The sequence below is a fragment of the Luteibacter sp. ME-Dv--P-043b genome (assembly GCF_030209605.1).
GTDB lineage: Bacteria > Pseudomonadota > Gammaproteobacteria > Xanthomonadales > Rhodanobacteraceae > Luteibacter.
Genome location: NZ_JARVRT010000007.1, coordinates 80,510 through 102,084 on the forward strand (window position 1 = coordinate 80,510; position 21,575 = coordinate 102,084).

The 21,575-nt window shown below is 59.3% G+C and carries 17 protein-coding genes and 1 pseudogene; 7 read left to right on the plus strand and 11 right to left on the minus strand.

The genetic code is table 11. From position 1 onward, the window contains the following. Positions 1 to 196: 196 nt before the first annotated feature. Positions 197 to 1,885 carry a MobA/MobL family protein gene (locus QRN34_RS04370; protein WP_285402311.1) on the minus strand — a complete coding sequence of 563 codons (1,689 nt, stop codon included), beginning with the start codon at positions 1,883 to 1,885 and terminating at the stop codon, positions 197 to 199. Between the two features lie 763 nt (positions 1,886 to 2,648). Here QRN34_RS04370 and QRN34_RS04375 point away from each other — a divergent pair. From QRN34_RS04375 to QRN34_RS04385, 3 genes and pseudogenes are all read left to right on the plus strand, one after another. Continuing rightward, positions 2,649 to 2,909 carry a hypothetical protein gene (locus QRN34_RS04375; protein WP_285402312.1) on the plus strand — a complete coding sequence of 87 codons (261 nt, stop codon included), beginning with the start codon at positions 2,649 to 2,651 and terminating at the stop codon, positions 2,907 to 2,909. Between the two features lie 169 nt (positions 2,910 to 3,078). Then, a pseudogene (locus QRN34_RS04380) lies at positions 3,079 to 4,207 on the plus strand (IS3 family transposase). Positions 4,208 to 4,250: 43 nt separating this feature from the next. Further along, complete coding sequence (locus tag QRN34_RS04385) at positions 4,251 to 4,502, plus strand: cupin domain-containing protein (protein WP_285402313.1); 252 nt, start codon at positions 4,251 to 4,253, stop codon at positions 4,500 to 4,502. A 139-nt stretch (positions 4,503 to 4,641) separates the two neighbouring features. Here QRN34_RS04385 and QRN34_RS04390 read toward each other — a convergent pair whose 3' ends face one another. From QRN34_RS04390 to QRN34_RS04405, 4 genes are read right to left on the minus strand one after another with little or no spacing between them, the layout of a single operon-like run. Next, positions 4,642 to 6,189 (minus strand): MFS transporter, encoded by a 1,548-nt coding sequence (locus QRN34_RS04390; RefSeq protein WP_285402314.1) that lies wholly within the window; start codon positions 6,187 to 6,189, stop codon positions 4,642 to 4,644. 2 nt (positions 6,190 to 6,191) lie between these two features. Next, positions 6,192 to 7,343: an efflux RND transporter periplasmic adaptor subunit gene (locus tag QRN34_RS04395; protein WP_285402316.1), complete on the minus strand. Its 1,152-nt coding sequence runs from the start codon at positions 7,341 to 7,343 to the stop codon at positions 6,192 to 6,194. Then, the gene (locus QRN34_RS04400; protein ID WP_285402318.1) at positions 7,340 to 8,839 is read right to left on the minus strand and encodes an efflux transporter outer membrane subunit; all 1,500 of its coding nucleotides are present in this window, start codon (positions 8,837 to 8,839) and stop codon (positions 7,340 to 7,342) included. The genes QRN34_RS04395 and QRN34_RS04400 overlap by 4 nt, the downstream gene beginning before the upstream one ends. Positions 8,840 to 8,843: 4 nt before the next feature. After that, on the minus strand, positions 8,844 to 9,392 hold the full coding sequence (locus tag QRN34_RS04405) for a MarR family transcriptional regulator (RefSeq protein ID WP_285402320.1): 549 nt from the start codon (positions 9,390 to 9,392) through the stop codon (positions 8,844 to 8,846). Between the two features lie 248 nt (positions 9,393 to 9,640). Between QRN34_RS04405 and QRN34_RS04410 the strand changes: the two genes are divergently transcribed. From QRN34_RS04410 to QRN34_RS04425, 4 genes are all read left to right on the plus strand, one after another. Then, positions 9,641 to 10,564: a LysR family transcriptional regulator gene (locus tag QRN34_RS04410; protein WP_285402322.1), complete on the plus strand. Its 924-nt coding sequence runs from the start codon at positions 9,641 to 9,643 to the stop codon at positions 10,562 to 10,564. Between the two features lie 1,130 nt (positions 10,565 to 11,694). Next, positions 11,695 to 11,892: a hypothetical protein gene (locus tag QRN34_RS04415; protein WP_285402324.1), complete on the plus strand. Its 198-nt coding sequence runs from the start codon at positions 11,695 to 11,697 to the stop codon at positions 11,890 to 11,892. Next, positions 11,889 to 12,560 carry an OmpW family outer membrane protein gene (locus tag QRN34_RS04420; RefSeq protein ID WP_285402326.1) on the plus strand — a complete coding sequence of 224 codons (672 nt, stop codon included), beginning with the start codon at positions 11,889 to 11,891 and terminating at the stop codon, positions 12,558 to 12,560. The genes QRN34_RS04415 and QRN34_RS04420 overlap by 4 nt, the downstream gene beginning before the upstream one ends. Before the next feature lie 79 nt (positions 12,561 to 12,639). After that, the gene (locus tag QRN34_RS04425; protein WP_285402328.1) at positions 12,640 to 13,794 is read left to right on the plus strand and encodes a GGDEF domain-containing protein; all 1,155 of its coding nucleotides are present in this window, start codon (positions 12,640 to 12,642) and stop codon (positions 13,792 to 13,794) included. Between the two features lie 154 nt (positions 13,795 to 13,948). Here the strand turns inward: QRN34_RS04425 and QRN34_RS04430 are convergent, their stop codons facing one another. The 6 genes from QRN34_RS04430 to QRN34_RS04455 all read right to left on the minus strand — a co-directional run bounded on the left by QRN34_RS04430 (position 13,949) and on the right by QRN34_RS04455 (position 20,830). Next, entirely contained in the window at positions 13,949 to 14,641 is a 693-nt protein-coding gene (locus QRN34_RS04430; RefSeq protein WP_285402330.1) for a TetR/AcrR family transcriptional regulator, read from the minus strand. 9 nt (positions 14,642 to 14,650) lie between these two features. Next, positions 14,651 to 14,881 carry a hypothetical protein gene (locus tag QRN34_RS04435; RefSeq protein ID WP_285402332.1) on the minus strand — a complete coding sequence of 77 codons (231 nt, stop codon included), beginning with the start codon at positions 14,879 to 14,881 and terminating at the stop codon, positions 14,651 to 14,653. Between the two features lie 138 nt (positions 14,882 to 15,019). Beyond that, positions 15,020 to 16,381, minus strand: coding sequence for an NAD(P)/FAD-dependent oxidoreductase (locus tag QRN34_RS04440; RefSeq protein ID WP_285402334.1), 1,362 nt, complete (start codon positions 16,379 to 16,381; stop codon positions 15,020 to 15,022). Between the two features lie 108 nt (positions 16,382 to 16,489). Next, complete coding sequence (locus QRN34_RS04445; protein WP_285402337.1) at positions 16,490 to 16,819, minus strand: hypothetical protein; 330 nt, start codon at positions 16,817 to 16,819, stop codon at positions 16,490 to 16,492. 418 nt (positions 16,820 to 17,237) lie between these two features. Continuing rightward, positions 17,238 to 19,004: a methyl-accepting chemotaxis protein gene (locus QRN34_RS04450; RefSeq protein ID WP_285402339.1), complete on the minus strand. Its 1,767-nt coding sequence runs from the start codon at positions 19,002 to 19,004 to the stop codon at positions 17,238 to 17,240. A gap of 59 nt (positions 19,005 to 19,063) precedes the next feature. After that, positions 19,064 to 20,830: a PAS domain S-box protein gene (locus QRN34_RS04455; protein WP_345782888.1), complete on the minus strand. Its 1,767-nt coding sequence runs from the start codon at positions 20,828 to 20,830 to the stop codon at positions 19,064 to 19,066. Between the last annotated feature and the right edge of the window lie 745 nt (positions 20,831 to 21,575).

Consider the following 21,575-nt stretch of genomic DNA (forward strand, 5'->3'; position numbering starts at 1 on the left):
GTGTTGCCAGATTTGCGTGGGCGGACGCTACCGCCTACCGTCAGAAAAGTCTGTAGGGGAATTCCTACAAAGTGCGAACGTCAAATGTAAAGCGAAACCGCGCTTGCTCCCAAAAGTGCGAAGCCACGCGGCATCGCGCACGCTGCCGATGTTGTGTACGCACCGATACCGATCCAGCCGACCCGCATCGGGCGACTCACCGCTTCGGCCGATAGGCCCGCTGGGTAGTCCGGTCCGTCCGGCGCGCCTGCGTTTCGGCCTCGTCTACCAGACGTTGGAGGGATAGCGTCGGCTCGGTCTTGGAGGTATAGAGCTTGAGCCATGGCAGTTCGTCGCTATTGGCCACGCCCAGCAGGTCTTCGACCGCCTGCTGATCTTGGCGCTCCAGCTCAGCCAGATGCCCTTTCAACTTAAACCGGTCGTGGATGGCTTGACTCCGCCACGGCTTTGCCCGCTGGCTGATGTCAGCCATCTGGGCGTCGATGGACACCGACAGACGCGCCCGATCCGCCACCTCCTCCTCCATCGTGCGGATCTGGGCGAGACGTCGCCGATGGGCGGCCTGCATACGTGGGGTGTAAGGCCGACGCGCTTGGTCTTGCTCTCGGCGCAACGCAGCCAAGGCCTCGCGCTTTTGATCAGCGTCGCACTGCAAGTCAAAACGCACGGTGGAAAAGCGCTTGTACTCGCGATCCAAGTGCAGCAATGCCTTGCCCACCATGACCAAGGCATTGAGAAACCACTGCACGGCCTTCACCGTTCGCATCACCCCGGTCTGGATACCGCCGGGCGACGAGGCCACCCGGGTGACATAGACCGCATCAAAGCGCTCCGCCAGGCCGACGATGGGCGGTGGCTCCCAGGCTACAGGCGATTGCATCCACTCTTCTTGGGTGAGGTATTTGGCTCGGCGCACCGACGCGCTGGGTCTTGGGGTGACCACAGCCGGCGCACCGAGCTTGGCGGCTGGCTTCGAGGTGGGCTGCGGCGCCTGAAACGCCGCAGACACGCCCAAGGACGGTGGTCGCGGCGTCACCCTTGGACCATCCGTCCTCGTCGCAGCGGCATCAGCGCCCTCCGCTGCGGTCATCCCTGCCGGCTCGGGGGACGCACCGTTCCGAGCGGCCCGGTGCGCCAGCAGCGCGTCGCCCAGCCGTGTCTGGGTGCCCTGACGCTCCATCGCCGTCGCCGCTTGGCCCAGCTGCGGCTCCGCAGTTCGCGCCATACCCATTCGCTTGTAGCTGCGGTGATCCACCCGCACCTCGAGGCCACTGGCCGAGGCGATGAGATTCGACAACTCGGCCCATTTCGCGTTGAGCCGCTCCAGCGCTTCCGCGCCGGCCGTTTGATCGCGAAAGACCTCGAGCTTCAGGCCAAAGGCCGGCGCCCCCTCGACGGCACCCGGCTTAATCGGCCGGGTGGGAAAATACAGGTGCGCGTGATAGCCACGCTGGCCATCGGGCTTGAGCACCCCGAACGCGTCGCGGGCCGCGTCGCGGTGCAATGCGATGGACACCGAGGTGTGCAGCTCGTCGGCGATGAAGCGCGCCAACGCTTCGGCGAGATCGGCCGCTTGTGTTTCATTGAAGCCAATCGGTACCGGACAACGGTAGTCCCGGGCGACTTGGCCATCTTTGCGCCGCTCGGCGCCTTCGACCGCGTTCCAAAGCACCGCCGGGTCGCTGGCCCACGGCGGCGCCCCATCCGGGGCGATGGTGAGCGCGCGGACGACGGAGTCGCTGAGCGCGCGTCTGCGGTAGTCGTGCCAAGTCTTGGTGCGTTCGTCGTAAAGGCGAAGACCGAGGCGATATGCAGCACCGGCAACCGCTGAATGAGCCTTCGCACGGGTATGAACACTGAGGTGGGGGCGAGCGTGATAGTGCATGAGATGACAGTCCTTGTCGTGCAGTGGGCGCCGGTCGTCCTGACCGGCATATCAAACATCCATGGGTAGCGCCCGTCGTCTTCCGTTGCGCCGCCCCCATGCGTTTCATTCAAGCGGGTTCTTCACGAACGTCAAGGCCGCCTAGACCTTGATATGGCAGTCATCATCAAAAGTGTGACGGCCGTCGGCTGCGCTGAGCACTCGTTTGCCAATGCACGGAGATCCTGTGCAGTAATGCGCACGCGTGATGCGCAGTGCGCAAAACGAGCGGCAAGGTCTGCATCGCAATAACGTGCGAGCAACGCATATGCATTGCTTTGGCTAAACGCGTTATTCCTCCGGAATAAATAGACGCGCACTGGCTTTGGCAGTTCTTAGATCTTAGTGCTTAGCACTCACCGACCAGCGCAGAACAAGATCCCCACGCACGACGTAGCCAGGCTACTGCATGGGATGCAAGAAGCATGAAGACCTGTCGGGACGATACCAACAACACAGACTCCATTGGCACACCAGAGGCACGCGCTAACGTTATATGAATCAACGGGAGACCATCGCTCATGAGGAGCAACAAAGAGTCGCAAGGATGGGCTCACTACGCAAAGGTCACGGACCACAACATGATCGAAGCCAAGGACGGATGCTGCCTGCGGTGGCGATACCCATGCGGATCAACCGCCAGCATTAGCTTTGCCACCCGAAGCGACTGCATGCGCCACCTTCGCAAGCCATCCATGACATACGCCACGACGCGCGGCACGCCGTGCATACCGACGACTACACGTTCATTGATCACCGCATGAACGCCGACGCCTGCGCTGCCCCCAAGGCGGCTGCTGCGGCACATGCGCTGTACTGGACGATGTTAAAGCACGCGCTTCGGACACGGGGGCATCGAAACCTCATGCGCGCCAACGCGTTGCATCGAACGTTTTCCAGCGTCGCCAACTGCAATGAATGCGACTCCTATATCGCCAAAGCGAAGACGGAATGCAGTGCATGCTTGCTCAAGCAAGAGCTGTAAAGGATTAACCCAATTTCAAATCGCCGGAGCCGGCTTTGACGTGACTGCGGCCGAACATCAACGTTGAATGGCGAGCCTGTTCCGAAATGCCCTAGAAATGTCGCCCCCCGTAAACTTACTCCAGACATAAGCCGAGGTATCCGGGAAAATATCCCCAAGGAGACCCACGATGCGCAAAAGCAAATTCACCGAGAGCCAGATCGTTGCGACGCTGAAGCAGGTCGAAGGCGGCAGGCAGGTCAAGGACATGTGCCGGGAGCTAGGCATTCCCGAGGCGACCTACTACGCCTGGAAATCAAAGTACGGCGGCATGGAGGCGTCGGATGTCCATCGTCTGCGCAATCTGGAAGCGGAGCACAACAAGCTCAAGCGCATGTACGCGGATTTAGCGATGGAGAACCACGGGCTGAAGGATCTCATCGCAAAAAAGCTGTAGACCCGGCGCATAAGCGCCCGCTCTTCACCTGGTTGGTCGATCACCATGGATGGAGCGAGCGCCGGGCATGTGAGGCACTAGGCTTCTCGCGATCGACGCTGCGCTACAAGTCTCGCCCTGATCGCGACGCCCCCGTCATCGCGCTATTAGCAGAGTTGGCTGAGCGATTCCCCGAGCGCGGCTTCGACAAGCTGTTCCAGATCATCCGCCGGCGCGGCCTGCCGTGGAACCACAAGAGGGTGTGGCGCGTGTATTGCCAGATGCAGTTGAATCGCCGCCGACGCGGCAAGAAGCGTGCTCCGACGCGTCACCCACTGCCACTGGTGGCAGGCGAGTCGATCAACGGAAGCTGTCCATCGACTTCATGTCCGAAGCGCTCCGGGACGGCCGCCGGTTTCGTACGTTCAACGTCATTGACGACTTCAGCCGCAAGGCGCTCGCTGTGGAAATCGACCTTAATCTTCCTGCATCGCGAGTCATCCGAACGCTCGAACGTGTCGCCGCGTGGCGCGGCTATCTGTCGAAGCTTCGCCTGGACAACGGTCCGGAATTCGTCGCTCTTGCGCTGGCGGAATGAGCGGAACGAAAACGCATCAAGCTCGACTTCATCGAACCCGGAAGGCCGATGCAAAACGGCTTCATCGAGCGCTTTAACGGAAGCTTCCGGCGCGGCGTCCTCGACATGCATGTCTTCCGAAACCTGACCGAAGTACGCGAGCAGGCAGAGCCATGGCTGGCCGACTACAACCGCGAGATACCGCATGACAGCCTTGGCAGGCTGACGCTCGCCGAGTTCAGGCAGCAGAATGATCCGGCAACCTCGGCTTATGTCTGGAGTAAGCTTACGGGGGCTCGACACTAGCGGGGGTAGTGCACGGCTTTTGGCTGGCACTTCTGGCCCGGACATGATTGAGCTTTGGCGATGGGTCATAGTGCTTGGTGAAGTCTACGAGTCGCAGGGCCATCCATCGGGAACGATGGAGCTATTCCATGTAGAAGAGGGTGAGTTAAGGTTGCTTTTGGACGGCCGCGAATTAGTGATCCCTTACGGATCAGCCGCCGTGGTCAAGACGGATGTTGCGCACAGCTATATTTGCGGCGTTAATGTCGAAGTCGTGTTCACGATGGCGGTGGCAGAACTACATCGTCCGCGGTGAATGCTCAGGTCCCCAGCCAACGGCTGCCTCCGCAACTCGCCTCCAATACAAAACGATGCCGGTGCGATGCCGGCACGCGGATGAGAGCAAAAAGACGTTCGAAAATAGAGAGCTGAGTACGCATGATTCACCACCTCAGTCAGGGGTCGGAAGAGGCACTCGGCGATCGGAACAAGATGCGGCGTGCGAGCATAATGACCATGGCCAGTATCGCCACGAGGGATATTGCGAAGAAATATTCCGTGCCGGCGACCAGCGTCGCCTGCCGGGCAAGGTCGTCTGCGACGGTACTCATAGCGGTGCCGTGGGCACGCTCACCCATGCCGTAGGCCGCGTAGACATCGGCGATGGCGTCGGAGCCCGCGAGAAACGTGCGCGCTCCGCGATCGACGTAAGCTCCGATGTGGTCGTACTGAACCGTGCTGCGCCACTGCAGGATCAGCGTGGCAAGGGACGTTCCCAGCGCCATCGCCAGCTGGGCCACGATGGCCTTGATTTGGTAGCCGTGAGCAAACAACCGGTCGTCATGCGTCAACCCAGCGAAAGTGTGAACTGCAGCGGTGGCCAGACCGAGCATGATGAAACAGCCGTTAAACAACAACGGGGGGAGTACATGAGAGTAGAAATCCGCCTCAGGTGACAACCGGCTCATGAACCACCCAAAAGCCCATAAGCAGGCGAGGCCGAGCGAGAGATATTTGCCGAGCGCAGGCGACCGAGGAATCAACGCAGACATGACAATCCACGTCACAAGACAGGCGAGAAGTCCCATCGACTCGAGCTGCCCCGTGACTTCCCACGAATAACCTAGTCCACGCTGTAGGAAGTTAGGAATGGTGTAATTGTTGGCACCGAGCAACAAATAGGACATTGCAAACAATGCGATACCTGCAAGATAGCGTGGTGACTTTACCTCGCGAACGCGGAGCAATGGCGCGGGATGCGCATGCTCGATGCGTACATAGGTATATATACCGAAGGCCGCGATCGCCGAGAAGGACAGCAACACCAATGTGTCGCTATAGAAATCGTAGTATGAACGCTGTAACAAGTAGAGGAGAAAGAAAGCACTCGCGGCGAGGAGGAGAAGCCTCGCGGGCGCGAGGTTCGACGTGGGTTCGTGCGTGGGTCGGCCAGCAGGTACGCAGGCTATCGCAGCCAGTGTCCCAGCTACGGCAATGCCGATGAGCGTATAGAACATCATGGGCCAGGCGTCGTTGATGACGGCCACCGACGCTAGCCATGGGGCAGCAGCCGTGCCGCCCGCAAGACCCGACGCAAAGAACCGTACGCCGGTAAATCGGCCTGGACCAGGGCGGTCCATCGTCACAAGGATGCGGGCAGACGTCATGAATGCGCCGCCGCCCAACGCCATAATGATCCGGCCTGCACCGAACTCCACGACGTCCGAACTGCTGGCACAGACCAATGCGCCCAGTACATAGACCGTTGTGGTGCACGCAAGGTAAGGGCGCCAGCCGAAGCGCTCCACCAGCCGCTGCTGCTCCGCTATCGCAACCACAGCGACACAGGCGTAGATTGAGGCCACAAGGCTAAATTCCTCAGGCCCCGCACCGATCTCGCCCATGATCGGTGTCGCTGCGAACGCAACCATGCCCGACTGCAGGAAGTCGGCCGCGCACAGCAGGAAAACGCTGACGAAGAGGAATGGGCGGGACACGGACATGTTCACTTTCCGTCGTCTGCGCCCGAGTTGGCCGCGATGATCTGGGAGACAAGCCCGTCTGCGTCATGCATTTCGTTGTCAAAGACTCGGGTGCCATAGGCGGTACGCCCCTCGGACTGCGTCGTCGGGCGTTCACCGCGGAGGTCCGTAGTGTCGACGACCACATGCATTGACAGACCAAGACGCAATGCATTGTGTCGCAGTTCCTGCGGGTCGAGGACAATGCGCACAGGCACGCGTTGCGTTACCTTGATCCAGTTGCCCGTGGCATTTTGGGCCGGCAGCAGTGCGAAGGCCGAACCGGTTCCGGCATCAAGCCCGATGACTTTGCCGTGGAACGTCACACCGCCGCCGTAAAGGTCAGCCTTCAGAGTCGCGCGCTGACCAATGCGTATATCCGCAAGCTGCGACTCCTTGAAGTTAGCGTCCACCCAGATTTCATTGAGTGGAACGATGGACATCAGACTTGCGCCGGCAGGAATGTGTTGACCCACCTGCACAGTGCGTCGAGTTACCGTTCCATCCACCGGCGCGGGAATCGTGGTGCGGCCAAGAGCAACATAAGCATCTTTCAATCGACTTGCGGCAGCCAGCACATCTGGTTGATTCTCCATCGTGAGCCGGTCGGTCATGGCGAGACGCTGTGCAAGCTGCTGCTTCGTGCCTTCCAAACCGTTACGTGCGACTCGCAGCACGTCTTCTGCGTGATCAATTTCCTCTTTAGAAACGGCGCCGCTGTCTCCAACCTCATTACGGCGACGCACGTCGGCGATGGCGCGAGCCACATCGTTCTCACGCGAGGCGACTTCAGCCCGAAGCTGGTCCACCTGATGAAACTGCACCCGTGCTGCGCGCGTAGCAGCCGCCAGTGCTGCCTTGGCACGCTCGAACTGCACCTCGTTGTCCACGGCATTGAGTTTAACCAGCGGCGCTCCAGCGGCGACAGACTCGGTATCATCGGCATTGATGGCCGTCACGGTACCAGCAACCTGGGAGGTCACTTGTACGACATTGCCTTCGACATAGGCGTCATCGGTGCGCTCTGATCCGTCGACATAAAGCGCCCAAAGGGCAATAGCGACGACGACTGTAACTGGAAAGCCAATAAGCATGGCTCGGTGTCGGCCGAAGCTCTTGGCCGGCTCCTGATTCATGGTGCGTCTCCGGATGTTTCGGACAGGGAATTGAGAGGTTTCGTAGCAGTGCTTGCAACGGGCGGTGCTTGCTCAGAACCGAGTAGGCCACCACCCAGCGCACGATAGAGACTCACCCGCAGGCCAAGCGCATGCGCACGCAAATCCACGAGCGCCTTGCGCTGGCTGAGCACGGCGTTCTGTGTTGTAAGTACCTGGATATAGGTGGCAAGGCCCGCTGCGTAACGCTTGTTGACGAGATCCGCTGCCTGCTGCGCGGTATCGACCGCGTTTGTTTGCTCCGCCAGTCCCGTTTTCAGCCAGCGCATCGAGGTCAGTTGGTCCGCGACATCGCGCATCGCGGCCAGTACGCTGACGTTATAGCTCTCCACCACCTCGTCATATTCGGCGTCGCGCATGGCCAAGCCGGCACGCAACCGACCGCCATCGAATATCGGCAGCGAAATGGCAGGGCCAAAGCCGAGGATCCGGCTGCGCGAGCGATCGAAGTTCTCAAAGCCGAGGCTCTGGAGGCCGATGCTCGCCGCCAAGTCGATGTTCGGATAGAAATCTGCTTTCGCAACCTTGACGTCGTGCGCTGCCGCCTCTACGCGCCAGCGTCCAGCGATCACGTCGGGACGTCGACCGATAAGTTCAGCGGGTAGACTGCTCGGGATGGCAACACTTTCCGGCAGCGCCATGTGCGGACGCGCGATGGCGGCCTCAGCGCGACTACCGGCGCCGGTTAGTGCAACGAGCTGGTTTTCCAGCAGTTCCTTTCCCTCCTCAAGCTCGGCAATAGCCGCCCGACGGGCAGGCACTGTGGAGGCGGCCTGTTTCAGGTCCACCTGCGAGTCGAGATCGGCGTGGAAACGCTTTTGCGTGAGGTCGAGGATCGCCTGCTGCTGACGGAGCAACTGCTGTTCGATATCAATCTGTTCGTAGGCCGTCTGCAGCGCCACGTAGACCTGTACGACGGCCACGGACAACATGAGGCGGGCAGCAGCGGCATCAATCTCGGCCGCGCGCTTGCGCCCCACCGCACCGGCAAGTGCTTCATCATTCCTGCCCCAAAAGTCCAGCTCGTAATGCAGGCCGAGCTGCGCTTGGTTCACGTTCTTCCATGTACCTGCTACCGGCGGCGGGGTGGTGCCGTCGGCGCTGAATCGCTGGCGCGTCATCGCGAGCACGCCATCGAGGCGCGGATCCAAGGCAGCACCTGCCAGCGCAGCCACAGCATCAGCCTGACCGATACGGGCGTTCGCCAGGCGCACCGATGGGTTCGTCGTCAGGGCACGGTCAACGAGCCGATTGAGCTGATCGTCGCCGAGCGTTTTCCACCAGGCGTCTGTAGGCCATCCCGTGCTATCCACTGTCACGGAATCGGGCACGGGATCGTGCTGCGAGGCAGACGGGACGATCAGGCGCGACTGCGGCTTCAGGTCGCCGAATTGACACGCCGATAGCACGGTCGTAAGTACTGCCATCGCCATCGGGCGTGTAAGGAAGGGATTCATGACGTCAGCGGCATCCAAAACGTGTCGGGTTTTCAGTCACTTCGGCGAGCCGGGTCAGCTCGTGGCTGAGCAATCGATATCGCTCGCCTCCATCGCCCGATGGCAACATGGCAGACAGCGCCATATCTACGCGCACGCGTGCCTTTTCGAAGCACTTGACCCCGCCGAGGGTGGGACTAAGCGTCACGGCACGGCGGTCACTGCTACCACGAACCCGACTGACCAGCCCCTTTGCATAGAGCTGGTCGACGGCGCGGGTCACGATGGGCGGTGTAACGTGGAGTTGTTTGGCGCACTTTCCGGGAGCACTGATTTCATCGCGAACGATTGCCCCCAATACCCGGTACTGCAGGAGGTTGAGGTCCCAGTCAACGAGGATGGCGTTCAACGAGTGCTCGACCCGCGCTGATGCTCGCAGCAACAGGCTGACGAATTTAACGTCGCGGCTTTCGTCTTCGACAGCTTGGGTGCCAGTCAAGGCTGCCGTCGTGTCTAGCGCGGCCCAGTCGCCGGCGCTTCGATCTGCGTCAGCAATAATCAATTGCGTTTTCATGGCGTAGGCTTTCCAGCGCTTCCTGCCCGTGTCTTGAACATGGCGTCATCTCGGTTGCGTCGCTCCCTGCAGCCCAAGAAGTCGTCCGCGCAGGCCTTTCCGGTCCTGTTGGCGGAGAGTCTAGGCAGGTCCCGTGCGGCAGAAAAACACCGTTTTAGTCTAGGTAAGACCATTTTGGTCTTACTTATCCCAATTTCGGGCACGCCTACCCTACGATGGCGATCACTCAGTCACTTTTAGGTCTTACGATGGATCTGAAGCGCATCAGGTATTTCGTCGCTGTCGCCCGGCTGCGGAACTTCACGCACGCCGCTTCCGCCCTGCGGATAGCGCAATCGCCGCTCAGTCGCCGCATTCAAGAGCTGGAAACGGAGCTGGGCGTGGTGCTGATCGACCGGGATTCGCGTCCCCTAACGCTCACCGAGGCTGGCAAGATCTTCTACGAACAAGCCGTACAGTTATTGCAGCGGACCGACGCCATGGTGGCGGCGGTGCGCAGCATGCGCGCCGGGGAGCAGCCGCGCTTTGTTTTCGGCGTAATCCCAGCCAGCTTCCACGTGAACGTTGCGCAGATCATCCGGCGTTTCGCGCAGATGCAGCCGCATCTCAACATCGGCATTCTGGAATTGAACAGCACCCAGCAGATCGCCGCACTTCGCGAAAGACGGATCGATGCCGGGTTCGGGCGGGTACCCCTCATCTCCGAGGGGGTACATAAAATCGTTCTTCGCGAGGAGCAGTTCGTCGCCGCCATCCCGGGTGATCACGCCCTGGCCGAGGTCGAGGGACCCGTCTCGCTGGAGGCGCTGGCGGAGCAGGCCTTCGTTATCTACAACAGTTCACCACGGCCAAGTCTTGCCGATACGATTCTGGCCGCGTTCGCCGAGCGGGAGCTTACGTTACGCCGTAAAGTGGACGTGGAACTTTACGAAACAGCCATGATGATGGTCTCGGCAGGCCTGGGTGTGACCATCGCTCCAGCGTCTGCCCGAAGCGTTCAACCGCGCGGCGTAGCCTTCCGCCCGTTGGTTGAAACAGTGATCACACCCATCGTTCTGTGCTGCCGGGAGGGCGAGAATGATGATAATCAGATTGCGCTGCGTCGTGTACTTGCGGAATACCTCGGCGATCAGGGATACCCCGTTCCGCAATCACTGATGCATGCAAGCTAATCGATGGCACGGTCAGCCAAGACCTCCTGCAATGAACTGGGCGAACACCTTGCATACGTCGGCAAGTGACAATCGCTCGGTTAACGCCATCACGATCGAAATGGGCAGCACGTCGAAGCCATGAGGCGCCGACGACCTTCTTGCTCAAGCGCAAGGACAGGTTGGCAATACCCAGCCATTGGTTAACGGACCAAGGAGGGTGCGCTCCTGCGCATCACCCTGACCGTCGAAGGGGACAGTGCTGCTCCGCCGCCGGTCGTGCGCATGTTGACCGCCGTTGATACAGCGCGCTGCGTGGATGGCTCAAACCTGCGCAACGAGCTGGCCAGTAAGCGTGGGATTCGCTGGACTGCCCTCAGCTCTAACCATGGGTGGACAGCGACGGATTCGGGGAAATACCTGACCATCAGCCAGATGGGCCATTGCGTAACCCCCGTCATGATCGATATCCGGCGACAGCCTCGCGTGGGGCCGGCGGCGCGTCCTCTCAGAGTTGATGCGTCGGGACATGTGGCGCAGATTCCGTTACCTCACCATTGAAGGCCGACGCCGACGCCCAGATTCCCTCTCAATAAATGAGATTGCGCAGCGGAAGCGCTCCAGCCGGTATCCGGGACGCACCCGTGGACCCACTGAGCATAAGCTCGCAAAAACGCGAAAACTGCTCGGATTCCGTTATTACGAAATCTGCCGCGACCATCGAATCAGCAGCTGCTGGACCGATATCAAGCGGGAAGAACAATCAATTACCGATCCGTGAGTAGAATCGGCATCGACTGCGTCAGTGGACCCACCAGCCGCTCGATTAAACCGTCTACCCATCGCTCAGCGATCCGCGCCCTGTCCGAGCGATCGGACGCCATCGGCGCCGCTCAGGACCTCAGGACGCTGCGCCGAGTGATCAGCGCCGAGACAGACGCGCAGATTGGGCGACGGGTGAAAAAGACCCTTAAGGTGCTCGAAGCCCGACACCACGATGTACATAGAACACACTCTCCCTAAGCGCCACGGTTCCGCTACCGCATGGCCACAACACCAGCGCGCTCGACGAGCATTGACGACGCCACCTTTCCTCAACCGCGGGCCAAGTATCCGCTTCATCAGCGCCAGGGTTGGAAAAGGGCTCGCGCGTGCAAAAGTTCGCCACCGCGCGCACCGCAGATGACCGCCAGCTCTGCATCGCCCGTTTGATCATCCCGCTCAATGCATCGGCGTCAGCATCGCATCGGCTATCGGACGCAACGCCTAAAGTTTCTTGCGCATTGGCCGCTTTCTTGTTGAGCCTTCAACACTCGCAAGTCGACAACGAACAGGAGAACGCGGCATGAGGCATGACGTCCGGTACCGCACCCTGGCACGCATGATGCTGGGACGCATAGCGTTAGGCGAAGGAATTCTTCATTCCGCACACTGTTTGGCTGCCATTGACGATGGTGGCCCGCGCGAAGGCGGATGGATGTTCCGTGCGATGGCACTTCAAGTGAACGTTAGGGACATGCGCTCCACCCTTAGTGGAATCGGGGGCCAGGTCACCACGCCAAACCAGCGGACTCCAGGACTGGATGTCACCTACTTCGTCACCGATCGGTGGGCACTCGAAGTTCAAGGCGGGGTATTCGCGCGCGATTACCGAATCGAAAAATCTCGAATCGGCGACTTCGCCGTTGGCACGGTAGAAAGTGGAAGCGTCTCCATGACCGTCCAGTATCACTTCAGACCATACGCTCGGCTCTCCCCTTATCTGGGTTATGGTTTCAATTATGCCTGGGAGCACAAGATCCGTCCGGCTCCAAACATCCCGAACTTTCATGTCAAGCCCATTGTGAGCCGCATCCTGAATATGGGCCTTGACTATCAGGCCACCAAGCATTGGTTTGTGAGCGCAAGTGTTCGCTACATTACCAGCCCGACATACACATTTCGCGGGCACGGGTTTAATGCATCGGTTGATCTGGACACGTTGATCATCGGCGTGGGCGTGGGATACGGAATGTGATCCCACAGCAAGTGGTATGCAGCAACGATTTCCACTTGGTCCGATATGCAAGCATCCATTTACGAGGACGCGTCTCATCATGCTGGACATTGAAACACTTTATTTCAGCAGCGCAATGAGCCGCGGCGCATTCCTGCTCGTGTTCATCGTGACAGCGATGGGTCAGCCGAAAGATCACCATCTCTACCATTGGATTGTCGCGATCGTGACTTCGACCCTCGGCTCACTACTGAGCGTCAGGTTCCAATCGGCCCCGGCGCTTCCGCCATTGATAGCGCTGATGATCTATACCCTGTTCTTCTCCAGCCTTACCGCTTCCTGGAGCGGAATAAGACTATTCTATGGACGAAGGGTATCTCTTTTCACCTTGCCACTGCTCGTCATTGTCCCGAGTCTCGTATACACCATCGCGGCTATGACAGGTGTGAGCCAGAAAGTGAGTCTTTCGTTCGTTTATCTGGTTGCCGCACTTCAGGCTGCCATGGCGGTTCGCGAGATCGCGACCGCACCAGACCGGAGGATGCTTAGCCAGTACGTCGTTGGCGTCGCCTTTGCCTGCTACTTCCTTGGCCTCATCGTGCCAGTCGTCTTGATTGCGTTTGGCATGATGCCAGCGGATATCCGAACGAGCGGGCGCATCTCGATGGTTACCGATCAGCTCACCAGCATCTTGGTGTATTTTGGGTACATCGCGATGACAGCCGAGCGGGCGAACCTCAGTTTACAGCGGCAAGCCGAGAGCGATCCGCTCACGAACCTCCCCAACCGGCGCGGTGGGTGTCAAGTGCTGGAGCGCTTCCAGGCCCAGGTATCGCAGAGCGTTCCATGCAGCATCGTCGTCATCGACATCGACTATTTCAAGCGCATCAACGACAGCTACGGCCACGACGCAGGTGACGCCGTATTGGTGGAGCTGGCTCAGCGCCTCACCGTGATGGCCGGCAAGCGCGAGAAAGCGGCGCGGTGGGGCGGTGAGGAATTTCTCGTCATCCTGCCACGACTTAGCATCGACGAAGCAGAAAAAGCGGCTGAGCGCCTGCGCTTATCAGTCGAAATGGAACCGTTCATCATTGGCCCACACCGCCTCACCGTTACGCTCAGTCTCGGCGTCGCAGAGATGGATGCCCGCGACCCGACCTTCGATGCGGTGCTCGCCCGTGCGGACGCCGCGCTCTACCGTGCCAAGCGGGATGGCCGTAACCGAGTCCGAAGATCACTTCCGGCTACGGAATGAGGCAAGTGCGCTAGACCTGAGCAAACTAGAAAAAATCCTAGGTTTCAATGTCACCGTGCTGTGGACATATTTCTTTGCGCGTAGATATATCACTGAACCGTGATAAGAGACACGTGACTTCGTCATCAGACTTACGCGACGTTCTAAGTTGAAATTAAACCGGAAGGTACTCATCCACCGGCCGCTGATTGCCTCGCTCAACCCATTCCTGTTCGACGGCGCCAAGATAGCTCGCCATCGCACGCTTGAGTTCGCGAGTGTAAAGGTCGGTGCGAGAGGCATCGAACTGCAATCCAGCGCTCATGGTACCGCCTGCAATCAGATGCAACATCAGTGCCCAATCCGCGCGTGTTTGCGCATCAAGCCCAGGCAAGCGAGACTCGATGATGCGATCCATTGCACGGATCAAGTACGGTGAATCGTCTCCTAGGGCTTGACCTCGCATGAGCGGCACATAGTCGGGCCTACTCCCCACATAATCGATGAAAGGCGTCACAATACGCTCGATCACCTCAGCAACGACCATCGTTCGCCAGTCTCCTGTCGGTACATCGACCAGGGTGGCTGCGATTGCGAGTGTAGCCGCGCGATGTCGCTCACGGGCTGCCTCAAGCACACTTTCTCGGTCGGCGAAAAAATGGTAGAGCGAACCAATTGAGGTGCGCGAACGATGTGCCAGCGCATGCATGGTCACGCCAGCTATTCCCTGTTCGACGATTAGCTCCGACGCTGCAACCAGAATGGCATCGACACGTGCCTTGCCCCGCGCTTGTGTCGGCTTTCTGAGCGATGTCTTTCCAGCCCCTTCTTTCGGAACCGCGCCTGCCGTCGATGTGTCTTCGTTCATGTTGCGCCGCTATCCCCGCAAACCATTTGAAATATCAAGCAGGAACCTGGCGACGCGATGATAATCGCCTTTTCGAATCAGGTCGTCTGCAGTCCGCCCATCGAATTCATCGATGGGCGTATCGTAATACCAAGTCAGACCGCTTGCCGCCGAGGGCTCAATGGCCTGCGCCAGCTGCAAGATTCGCCGCTTTGACAGCGTGACGACCACCTGCGTAAACGCCTGATGTACCGTTTCCATGGCCTCATTATCGTGTGGCACGCGACCACCCTCGCATGAGCCAATATCGGTGGATGGGTCACAGCGCACGGCATTGCCTTCAGAAAATTGCACATGGCACGAACCCCGAGAGCTTCGGTAAGGGTAGTCGCTAATCATTCAATCAAGTCTGATCGAAGACTTTAAACGTCTGTTGAGCTGGTCCACTAGCCACAACAGCCCGCCTCTCCAGAACCCGAACAGCCGAGCTTGGTGGCGGCGATACAATAGTGCATGACTCACTTGGGCAAGCGCTCCGCGTATGGTGGCCTGCTTGAGCAGTCCGAACTTTCCGAGCGATCCATACGCCTCGTAGTTGGCCAGCGACACCAACGCCCCGAAGTCACGGTACCGAAATGCGGGAACGGGGACGTTCTCAGAAAGCGCTACGAGGAGATGCCGCATCAGGTGCTGTGCCTGCTGGTCAGCGACCTGGGCCGTGGGCGGAAGCGGACGTGCGCCCCCCTCCGGGGTCAGACTCGCGCAGTCGCCCAAGGCATACACTTTGGGGTCTCGGGTCGTTTGTAACGAGGGACGAACGAGCAACTGGTGGCTTGGCGTCGTCTCCAGCCCATCAATATCCGCAAGAAACGATGGCGCCTTGACCCCAGCTGCCCATACACGCACCGACGCCGGTAGCACCCCCCGATCACGGAGGACGAAGCCATCCGCAGTAGCGGCTGTCACACGAACGTTGGTTAATACATGTATGCCCAGGCGCTCAAGCTGCCGCTGGGCGCCTGAGGAAATGACTTCTGGAAATGCAGGAAGTAGCCGACCACCGCCTTCGATGAGTGTGATCTGGATTTTCGAATGCAGGTTCTTTGCGCCATAGGCCTCGGCGGTCTCAGCCAGATGGACCAGCTCCGCCGCAAGCTCTACCCCAGTAGCGCCGCCGCCCACGATGGCGATGGATAGTTGATGATCCTGCGCCAAGCACTGAAGAATCTGCAGCCTCACTTCAAGGTTGAACGCTTCAGCCTGTCGCCGGGAGTCAATGGTGAAGCAGTATTTGTCGACGCCAGGAGTTCCGAAGTCATTGGCTTCGCTGCCAACCGCAAACACTAGCGCATCGTAATGAAACCAGCGCTTTTCTATCAGCAGCCGCCCATCCGGCGCACGCATGGGCGCGAGAAGGATGCGCTGGCCCGCGCGGTCCAGCCCGCATATATCGCCGGGATGGTAGTCGAAGCCCGCAGCCCGAGCTTGCGCAATGTAAGAGGTCTGCTGCTGCGAAACATCGCGGGTGCCGGCAGCAACCGTATGGAGCATCGGCTTCCAGACGTGCGCAGAATCACGATCGATCAAGGTCACTTGATGCGCTTTTCGACCACGCTGACTCTGTCGGCCCAGGGCAGTCGCGAGTGAGAGCCCCGCCACGCCTCCGCCGACAATAACGATGCGCCGATTGACTGGCGGTCCAGCCTCCACCATGCGAACGGGGGCGGAGGACGCATTGATCGGAACCGCTGAACGTGCCATCAGGCGACCTTCATATTAGACGAGTTCGTCCAGTATGACTCAACTAGACGATTTGGTCTAGTATTCAACTGAGCTGATCGGACCGCGTCGGCAAGTCGCCCATCGGCCCTACAGGTCAACACTGCGGCCTGCCCCTAACGACTCCCGGATGGCGCCTGCTGCGGCAGCGACCACTCGCTCAAGCTCCAGCAATAAAGGACCCGCTGGCTTCGCCTGGGCCTGCGCCTTGACCACCGCCACCAGTGAACGGGAGGCATCGACGAGCGCTACCAACCCGAGTCGCTCCGCGTGAGCGACCAGCAACAGCGCACGGAATTCAAGCTCCGAGAAATCCTTGTCGATGAAAGCGCTCAGGAGCGCAACGGTATCCGTCGCGATTGCTTTGCAGGTGGCGGCTTGATCGGCGGCCAGATTCGGCTCGCCGGCATCAAAATTCATGCCATACATACTCATCACCTGCGATCGTTACCGTAGCGGAAGCTGCAGCAGGAGCGCATAAAAAAACTTCGAAAACCGGGCTTTCATCGCCCGGCACCCCGACCGCCTCTCCGCAAATGCGGCGGTAACCGCACCATGATGGCCGCCACGCACAGCAGCCTTTCCAAGGTCTCATTCGCCCCCTTAGCCACCACGAGGGCAGCGCAGGTGCCCCCGTCCTATTGGGCGACCAGTACTCCATCTAGACGGGGTCCCACCGCCCTGCCGAAGCTATGGCAACGGCGTCCATGGGCGTCTTTCCAAGGTTCAGTCGAACCGTGACGGGGCGACGCAACAACCGCGGCGCTGTTTTCGCTAGAGGCGGGACATGATGACAAAGGCTTCGTCAACCTATCGACTTCGAGAACACGGTCAAGCGCTAGAATTCTCGCCAGACCGTATCAACCATCGCCACGGGGTTCGCCACACGACCAGCCCTACGCTCCTGCTCAAGGCGAGGGGCCTCATCCGGCAGCGCGGTCGTGGCCTGGATGTGTCCCTCCAACCGAAAGAACGACACCTCCCGCACCAGTTCGTCAGCCAGCTCAAGCGCATTGCGACTCGCCGCACTGGCTTCCTCTACTAATGCTGCGTTCTGCTGAGTGACTTCGTCCAGTGCCGTCACAGCACCGTTAACCTGCTCGATGCCGGCCGCCTGCTGGATCGACGCGGTTGCAATCTCTCCCACAATACTCGATACACGTACCGCACCGAATTCCATTTGTTGAAGCGCGTGGCCCGTGGCCGTCACCAATGCCGATCCTTCGATCACCCGCTCTCCAGATGCTGCAATCAACCCTTTAATGTCCTTGGCAGCGATCGCACTGCGCTTGGCAAGGCTACGCACCTCGGCAGCGACCACCGCGAACCCCCTGCCCTGATCCCCAGCCCGCGCCGCCTCCACAGCAGCATTTAGAGCGAGAAGGTTCGTCTGGAACGCTATCTCATCGATCAACACCGCGATCTCAGCAACGTCACGGCTTGCTTCTGAGATGCGCTGCATGGCTATGATCGCATCGCTGGCCACCACGCGGGTCGCTGCCGCCTCGTCCTTCAGGGTGGTGGTCAGAGTCCGCGCCGAACCAGCGCCATCGGCGTTCTGACGGACCGATGCCGTCATTTCTTCCATAGATGCTGCCGTTTCCTCGAGTGAGGAGGCCTGCTCCTGAGTCCGGTTAGAGAGTTCATCGTTACCGGCCGCAATATCCCGTGCCGCCTGGCTCAGTTGGGCGGCATTGTCCCGAACCTTACTCACGATGCCGGCGAGCTTTTCGTCCATCGTGGCAAGCGAACGAAGCGTGTCGCTGACTTCATCACGTCCCGTTACGGCGAGCCCATGGCCAAGTTGTCCCTCGCTGATGCGCGCAGCCAACCCGCGCGCCTGCATCAGTGGCCGCATGATCGAGCGTGCCAAGAAGATACCGAAGGTGATGAGCCCGCCAGCACCGAACGCAATCAATGCCGCGACCATCCAGAAGGCGTGTCGCTCTATGCGTGTGGACTCCTCATAACCCAATCCCGCCTGACGCACCTTCTCCTGGACGATGGATGCAATGGCTTTTGACTCAGCTTCAAACGCTGGACCAAGCGTAGTCAACATGTATTTGACCGCGTCGTCGTGACGGCCCGAGGCCATCATCGGCGCAATCCGTTCCTTGTATTCACGGGCACGGGATCGGGTGGCAATGAACTCCAGGGCAGCGGCTTTTTCCTCGGGCGAGGAAACCATCGACGGGTAGTATTTCGCCCAAAGCTCGTCCATTTTTTTGACCCCCTCAGAATTTTCCGCTTGCTCCTTGGCCAGATCCTCGCGTGTATTAGCAAGCAAAGCTCGGTTAAGACCAGTTCGCGTTTCATTGAACAGGCCTCGCACACCCGTGACCAGCACGATGGGCTGAAGTGCGGTTTGATACATCGTCTCCAGCTGCCTTCCCGTTTGATACAACGCCAGCAGCCCGCCGGCGCCTACCAGCATCGCAACGAGGACGGCGGTGGTGATGAGAAGCGCGATGCGCTGACGTAAGGTCATAGTAAAAAGCTCCGGAAGACATATCGGGTGAAAGACACCGCAGGGATGAGCTGAGGTAGAAACGAAGTAGATTTGCGAATTAACGACAATGGCGATTTTCCATTGCGAGATGAACATGGGGTTCTCTTTACTTTGGAGCAGCGTCAGCCGGTTCTTCACTTCAAAGAAGCGATGGCTTATCTATCCAACTTGCGCTTGGCTCGACCTAGCCGAACCTGATGTTCCGCTCGCGCGATAGCGGCCTCAACCCGTTCGCCTGTTTCGCTTGTCACCGCGCCGACGCTGAATGAAATAGGCGCCTTGGCACGATCGCGATCCAGGTGCTGTATGACCTTGCTTAAATACCGGTCGTTGCCCGACTCAAGCAAAAGAAGAAACTCATCACCGGACAAGCGAATGACTTCGTCACCCAAGCCACATCGGCGAATAAGAAACGCCGCCATCTCGGTCAGCACCTCATCTCCGCGCTCGTAACCTCGCTCCTCATTCACCGCACGAAAGCCATCGAGGTTGATGACGATGCATCCCCAACAGGCCTCTGGTGGTGTCCGGGCAATCCAGGAATGAAGCATGAGGCGATTGCCACATCCGGTCAGCCGGTCGCGGTCCGTAGCCACTTCATGCAGGCGCGCCTGTTGACTCAACGAGGTGACATCTTGGGCATGACCCAGGACGTAGGCTTCTGCACCGTGCCCCTCGTAGACGTTGTGGTACTGCCAAACCAGGACCTGCCCGTCCTTAGCCCTCAACTCAATCAAGCCCGTGTCGCTTCCATTGGCCGCAATGCGTTTAAGGTAAGCGCGTATCGAGTCTTCCATCTGTGGAGCCATTAAATGCGAGAATGGCATGCCGAGCAGTTCCGCCTTCGTGTAACCCAATGCTTTTGCCGAGGCAGGATTGACGGAAAGCAGGATGCCCTGGGGATCGTGTGTCCAGAGAAACCCACGAGTATGCTGGAACAGCGCGCGGAAGCGCTGCTCGCTGGCTTCGACGGCTTCGACGGCCTGTCGGCGAATCGAAACGTCCTGGATTGTCCCGATGAAACCGACGAATTCCTGTCCCTCTCGCAGGGCATCGCCCTGTGTTCGAACCCAAATGTTCCGGCCCAGAGCTGTTCTCATCGGAAGCTCAAGATCCCAGCCCGTGGCCGTTGCCGTGCAGTGAGCAATGGCGTCGACTAAGATCGCTCTTGCTCCTTCGTTGTAGTAACTCAAGGCTTCATCTAGCGTGGGCTGTCGATCAGCAGGAAGGTCGTGGATCGTGTAGGTTTGAGCGGTCCAAATCATCGTGCTGTTACGTAAATCCCAACGCCACCCCCCGACGCCAGCGACCTGACCCGTCTGCCGAAGGAGTTGCTCGCTCTCACTCAGCGCCCGTTGCACCAAGGCCAGAGCCTCGGCATGCTGCCGTTCGCGCAGCGCATCGCGTTCAAGCAGATCATTGCGAAGAATAGCCATGGCGCGCTGCTCAAATGCCTGACCCGTGATCCTTGCAATCACAGCGAGAATGTCGCGCTGCAGCGTTGTCAACGCGTGGGGCTCCCTATCCAGGACACACAGCGAGCCTATGCGCACGCCGTCGTTCAATACGATGGGCGCGCCCGCATAGAAGCGAACGCCGGGCTCGCCGACCACAAACGGGTTGTTAGCGAACCGTACATCCTCTTTGGCATCGGGGACTTCAAGAATTTGCCCGTCCGGGACAACCTGTTCACAGAACGCTGTCTTTCTCGCTGTCTGCGTGAAACCTGGCAGTCCCACGTTAGCTTTGAACCACTGCCTGTCTTCCCCCAGCAAGGCGATCAAGGCGATTGGGGTACCGGCGACCTTTGCAGCAGCTAATGCCAAGGAGTCGAATAAAGGTTCGGGACCCGTATCCAGAACTTGGAGTGCCTCAAGTCGTGAAAGTCGAGTGTGTTCCGAGCAATCTGGTTTCTTTCGCATTTGAGCATAGTCCTAACGGTGTTTGACTCAGGACAGAAGGGGTATTTACCCGCACGAGTAACGCCCCACCCGGAGGGTATGAGTGAGGACGAATAAGCCTCTTGGCACCGGGATACCCTTCGTAGTGCGCGCGCTCCCGGCGCTGCGGGCCCCAAGCGTCGAGCGAATGAGGTGTGACAAGTTCTGATCAGCACTCACTGTCGCTGATCACCAGGTCGGCACAAGCTGCGACCAAGCGATAGACAGCACGCGAGAGTTGGCGTTTTTTACTGAATCTTGCGTTGCCATAAAGGACGCTCAAAACATCCGTTGCGGCCGATTTCACTGCGCTACTTTTGGCCTGCGCCGCATAGCTTGTAATGAGAAGCGCTCGAAACCGAGTTTCGGTCCAATCGGCTTGATTGAACGCGTTTATCAGAGCGAGCGTCTCTTCAGCTAGAACATGGTTTCCCACTGACACAGGCTGTCTGTCGAGCATTGGCACCGCTTTTAGGTGTACCTCTTGGTCATTCTTCGACCCGCCTGCCCTATCACGTTCAAAGAATCGGACAAGACGAAGAGGTACCCATTGCCGAGCGGGACGATCTCCATCCGGCACACGCATTGGTCGATCCTTCGCTGGATTGAGGTATGTAAGAAAACACTCTGGTCTTTTCGCGTCGCGACGACTCCTCATTTCGACAGGCGCGGGGTGTCCCTTTGACGTCTCAATGCTGCGATGGTCGAACACGACTGCACTCCTAAT

Coding starts and splice junctions, on each gene's coding strand:
- QRN34_RS04385 (WP_285402313.1), top strand. CDS start 4,251: ATGATTGAGCTTTGGCGATGGGTCATAGTGCTTGGTGAAGTCTACGAG.
- QRN34_RS04405 (WP_285402320.1), bottom strand. CDS start 9,392: ATGAAAACGCAATTGATTATTGCTGACGCAGATCGAAGCGCCGGCGAC.
- QRN34_RS04420 (WP_285402326.1), top strand. CDS start 11,889: ATGAGGCATGACGTCCGGTACCGCACCCTGGCACGCATGATGCTGGGA.
- QRN34_RS04370 (WP_285402311.1), bottom strand. CDS start 1,885: ATGCACTATCACGCTCGCCCCCACCTCAGTGTTCATACCCGTGCGAAG.
- QRN34_RS04390 (WP_285402314.1), bottom strand. CDS start 6,189: ATGTCCGTGTCCCGCCCATTCCTCTTCGTCAGCGTTTTCCTGCTGTGC.
- QRN34_RS04450 (WP_285402339.1), bottom strand. CDS start 19,004: ATGTTCATCTCGCAATGGAAAATCGCCATTGTCGTTAATTCGCAAATC.
- QRN34_RS04445 (WP_285402337.1), bottom strand. CDS start 16,819: ATGAATTTTGATGCCGGCGAGCCGAATCTGGCCGCCGATCAAGCCGCC.
- QRN34_RS04410 (WP_285402322.1), top strand. CDS start 9,641: ATGGATCTGAAGCGCATCAGGTATTTCGTCGCTGTCGCCCGGCTGCGG.
- QRN34_RS04430 (WP_285402330.1), bottom strand. CDS start 14,641: ATGAACGAAGACACATCGACGGCAGGCGCGGTTCCGAAAGAAGGGGCT.
- QRN34_RS04400 (WP_285402318.1), bottom strand. CDS start 8,839: ATGAATCCCTTCCTTACACGCCCGATGGCGATGGCAGTACTTACGACC.
- QRN34_RS04425 (WP_285402328.1), top strand. CDS start 12,640: ATGCTGGACATTGAAACACTTTATTTCAGCAGCGCAATGAGCCGCGGC.
- QRN34_RS04435 (WP_285402332.1), bottom strand. CDS start 14,881: ATGGAAACGGTACATCAGGCGTTTACGCAGGTGGTCGTCACGCTGTCA.
- QRN34_RS04395 (WP_285402316.1), bottom strand. CDS start 7,343: ATGAATCAGGAGCCGGCCAAGAGCTTCGGCCGACACCGAGCCATGCTT.
- QRN34_RS04440 (WP_285402334.1), bottom strand. CDS start 16,381: ATGGCACGTTCAGCGGTTCCGATCAATGCGTCCTCCGCCCCCGTTCGC.
- QRN34_RS04455 (WP_345782888.1), bottom strand. CDS start 20,830: ATGCGAAAGAAACCAGATTGCTCGGAACACACTCGACTTTCACGACTT.